Annotated in this window: 4 protein-coding genes; 2 read left to right on the top strand and 2 right to left on the bottom strand. The window is 67.1% G+C overall.

The window, feature by feature from the left end; all coding sequences use genetic code 11:
* A partial coding sequence (locus tag BIS11_RS18640) for a type II secretion system protein (RefSeq protein WP_367399214.1) occupies positions 1 to 108 on the bottom strand: 108 nt, incomplete at its 3' end.
* A 101-nt stretch (positions 109 to 209) separates the two neighbouring features.
* Here BIS11_RS18640 and thiO point away from each other — a divergent pair.
* Positions 210 to 1,313 carry a glycine oxidase ThiO gene (gene thiO, locus BIS11_RS13365; protein WP_253420633.1) on the top strand — a complete coding sequence of 368 codons (1,104 nt, stop codon included), beginning with the start codon at positions 210 to 212 and terminating at the stop codon, positions 1,311 to 1,313.
* Between the two features lies 1 nt (position 1,314).
* Here the strand turns inward: thiO and BIS11_RS13360 are convergent, their stop codons facing one another.
* On the bottom strand, positions 1,315 to 1,578 hold the full coding sequence (locus BIS11_RS13360; RefSeq protein WP_253420630.1) for a PP0621 family protein: 264 nt from the start codon (positions 1,576 to 1,578) through the stop codon (positions 1,315 to 1,317).
* A gap of 148 nt (positions 1,579 to 1,726) precedes the next feature.
* Here BIS11_RS13360 and BIS11_RS13355 point away from each other — a divergent pair, with 148 nt between their 5' ends.
* On the top strand, positions 1,727 to 3,358 hold the full coding sequence (locus tag BIS11_RS13355) for an NAD+ synthase (RefSeq protein ID WP_253420627.1): 1,632 nt from the start codon (positions 1,727 to 1,729) through the stop codon (positions 3,356 to 3,358).
* Positions 3,359 to 3,364: the final 6 nt, after the last annotated feature.

The following is a 3,364-nucleotide window of genomic DNA, read 5'->3' as shown; positions in this document are numbered from 1 at the left end:
GGCGGGCAGGGCGCCCGTAAGCGTAATGCCGGCGACCGCCAGTGCCACGATCAGCTCCAGAAACGTGAAGCCGCCGGCGCGCTTGCAGCGTGTCGAAACGAGGGGCATGGGCTTCACCTTTGCAGGGTCTGCATTCAGACTAGAGGCTGGCGAGCCCGGGACGTGTAAGCCTGCGCCTAAAGGCGTGTAGGCAATGAAGGACGATTATCGTGAGTGATTTCTTAATCATCGGGGGCGGCGTGATCGGCATGATGACCGCGCTGCAACTGGCGGATGCCGGCCAGCGGGTGCGCATCGTCGAGCGCGGTGCCTGCGGGCGCGAGGCCTCCTGGGCCGGTGGCGGCATCGTTTCGCCGCTCTACCCATGGCGCTACCCGACGCCGATTTCCGAGCTCTCGCGCTGGTCCGAGGGCGCCTATCCGACCCTGGCGCTGCGCCTGTTCGAAGAAACTGGCATCGACCCGGAGTATCGCCAGAAGGGGCTCCTGTACCTGAGCGTCGAGGACGACGACGCGGCCCTTGCCTGGGCGCGCCGCCTGGGCAAGCCACTGGAGCGGGTGAGCAGCGCTTTCGTGCGCGAGAAGGAGCCGCGCGCCGGCGTGAACGACGAGCAGGGCGCGCTGTGGATGCCGACGCTTGGCAGCGTGCGCAACCCACGCCTGGGCCAGGCGCTGCGGGCAAGGCTTGCCGCCATGCCCAGGGTCACCTTGAGCGAACACCAGGATGTCGAAGGGTTCGTCGAACGAGGCGGCCAGGTGATCGGCGTGAAGACCTCGCAAGGGGAGTATCAGGCCGAGCGCATCGTGCTGTGCGCCGGGGCGTGGACGGCCACCCTTCTGGCCACTCTTGGCATCACGGTGCCGATTCGTCCGGTGAGGGGACAGATGATCGCCTACCAGGCGCCCAAGGGGCTCGTCGAGCGCGTCGTGCTCAAGAACGGGCGCTACGTCATCCCGCGCGGCGATGGCCTTTTGCTGGTGGGCTCCACCCTCGAGGAAGCGGGCTTCGACAAGGCCACCGACGAGCACGCCCGCGCCTCGCTCGAGAAGAGCGCCGAGGAGATCGTGCCGGCCCTGGCCGGCTATCCGGTGACGCACCACTGGGCGGGGTTGCGGCCCGGCTCACCCGGGGGCGTGCCGTTCATCGGCGCGATTCCGGGCCAGCAGCGGCTCTACATCAACGCGGGGCACTACCGCAACGGGCTGGTGCTGGCACCGGCGTCCACCCACCTGCTGGTGGATACGCTGCTCGATCGCCCGCCATTGATCGACCCGGCGCCTTTCGCGCCCGGCGCCGAGCGCCCCGCCGTGTAGCTCAGGACGGGTCGCGGTCTTTCTGCTCCTGGATATAGCACTCACGGTGGGCGCTGGAGCAGAACCATTTCTCCTCGAAGCGCAGCGCCTCGCTTTCCGGCACGTGCACGTCGCACCAGCGACAACGCACCATGGCGCCGCCTTCGACACGCTCCGGCGGCCGCTTTTGCTGAGAAAGTTTGTGCTGGCGGTACAGGCTGTAGAGTTTCAGCCCCGCGTAGAACAGGACTGCAAAGATCAGTAGCCGAATGATCAACAGATTCATCCTTTTATCACTCTCGGGTGGAGGCGCATGGCCTTTGCCTGCGACGGGCGCTTGCGGGACAATGACCCGCCCGGTACGGTTTGCGGGAGGCGTTTCGCATCGCCCCTCCCATGCCTTGTTTCAGGATTCTCAAGAGATTTGAACGCCCATGCAAGATCTAACGCTGGTAATGGCCCAACTCGACCCCCTGGTAGGGGATATCCCCGGTAACGCCGCCCGCGCCATCGAAGCCGTGCGCGAGGCGCGCATCGAGCACCGGGCGGACGTGGTGGTCTTTCCCGAGCTGTTCTTGACGGGCTACCCGCCGGAGGATCTGCTGTTGAGAGCCTCGATGGAGTCGCGCCTGGAAGCCGCTCGCGCCACCATGGCGGAGAAGGTCGCTCGCGACGTGCTGGTGATCATCGGCTACCCCGGCGTGCGCGACGGCAAGCGTTACAATCTGGCGGGCGTGCTCTACAACGGCCAGTGGCAGGCAGAATACGCCAAGCAGGCGCTGCCCAATTACCAGGTGTTCGACGAGCAGCGCTACTTCGTGCCGGGGCGCGAGCCGCTGGTGTTCGAACACAAGGGCGCCCGGCTCGGCCTTCTGATCTGCGAGGACCTGTGGGAGAGCGCGCCGATCGCGGCGGCCAAGGAGGCCGGCGCCGACGTGCTGGTGACCCTCAACGCCTCGCCCTACCACCAGGAGAAGCCCAGTGAGCGCCTGGCACTGTTCGAGCAGCGCGCCCGCGCCGTGAACCGGCCGATCGTCTACGTCAACACCATCGGCGGTCAGGACGAGCTGGTGTTCGACGGCGGCTCGAGCGTGGTCGATGCAAGCGGTGCGCTCAAGGTACTCGCGCCCTACTGGCAGGCGGGGCTGATGCCGGTGCGCTTCGTCGAGTCCGGCGGCGAGTGGGTGCCACAGGCCGGCGAGATCGAGGAGGTCGCCTCCAAGGAGGAGAGCCTCTACTGCGCGCTGGTCACCGGGCTTCGCGACTACGTCAACAAGAGCGGCTTTTCCGGCGTGGTGCTGGGGCTTTCCGGCGGCATCGACTCGGCGCTGTCGCTCGCCATCGCGGTGGACGCCCTCGGCCCGCAGCGGGTGCAGGCGGTGATGATGCCGTACCACTACACCGCGGACATCTCGAAGGAGGATGCTGCCCAGCAGGCCGAGATGCTCGGCGTCGAATACCAGGTCATGCCCATCGCACCGATGGTCGAGGCGTTCACCGAGACGCTGTCGGAGAGCTTCGCCGGCACCGAGCGCGATACCACCGAGGAGAACCTGCAGTCGCGCTGTCGCGGCGTGCTGCTCATGGCGATCTCCAACAAGAAGGGGCTGATGGTGCTCACCACCGGCAACAAGAGCGAGATGGCGGTAGGCTACGCCACGCTCTACGGCGACATGGTCGGCGGCTACAACGCCCTCAAGGACGTCTACAAGACCGGGGTCTACAAGCTTGCGCGCTGGCGCAACACCCAGTCGCCGGCGGTGCCGGAGCGGGTGATCGAACGTCCGCCGAGCGCGGAGCTCGCCCCGGGCCAGCAGGACAGCGACTCGCTGCCCGGCTACGACGTGCTCGACGCGATCCTCGCCCGCTACATCGAGGGCGACATGAGCGCCGAGATGATCATCGAGGAAGGCTTCGAGGAGGCGGACGTCTACCAGGTCGTCAAGCTGGTCGATCGCTGCGAGTACAAGCGCCGCCAGGCGCCGGTGGGCGTGCGCGTCACCTCGCGCGGCTTCGGGCGCGACCGTCGCTACCCGATCGTCAACGGCTGGCAGCCCGGCGACTGAGCCGCC

It is taken from the genome of Halomonas sp. 707D4 (assembly GCF_024158685.1).
Taxonomy (GTDB): Bacteria; Pseudomonadota; Gammaproteobacteria; order Pseudomonadales; family Halomonadaceae; genus Vreelandella.
The sequence above is the reverse complement of the archived record's forward strand: the minus strand, read 5'-3'. Positions and strand labels throughout refer to the sequence as shown.

What these genes read in the sequence shown, in the direction of transcription:
- BIS11_RS13360 (WP_253420630.1), bottom strand. Translation starts at nt 1,578, where the DNA reads ATGAATCTGTTGATCATTCGGCTACTGATCTTTGCAGTCCTGTTCTAC.
- BIS11_RS13355 (WP_253420627.1), top strand. Translation starts at nt 1,727, where the DNA reads ATGCAAGATCTAACGCTGGTAATGGCCCAACTCGACCCCCTGGTAGGG.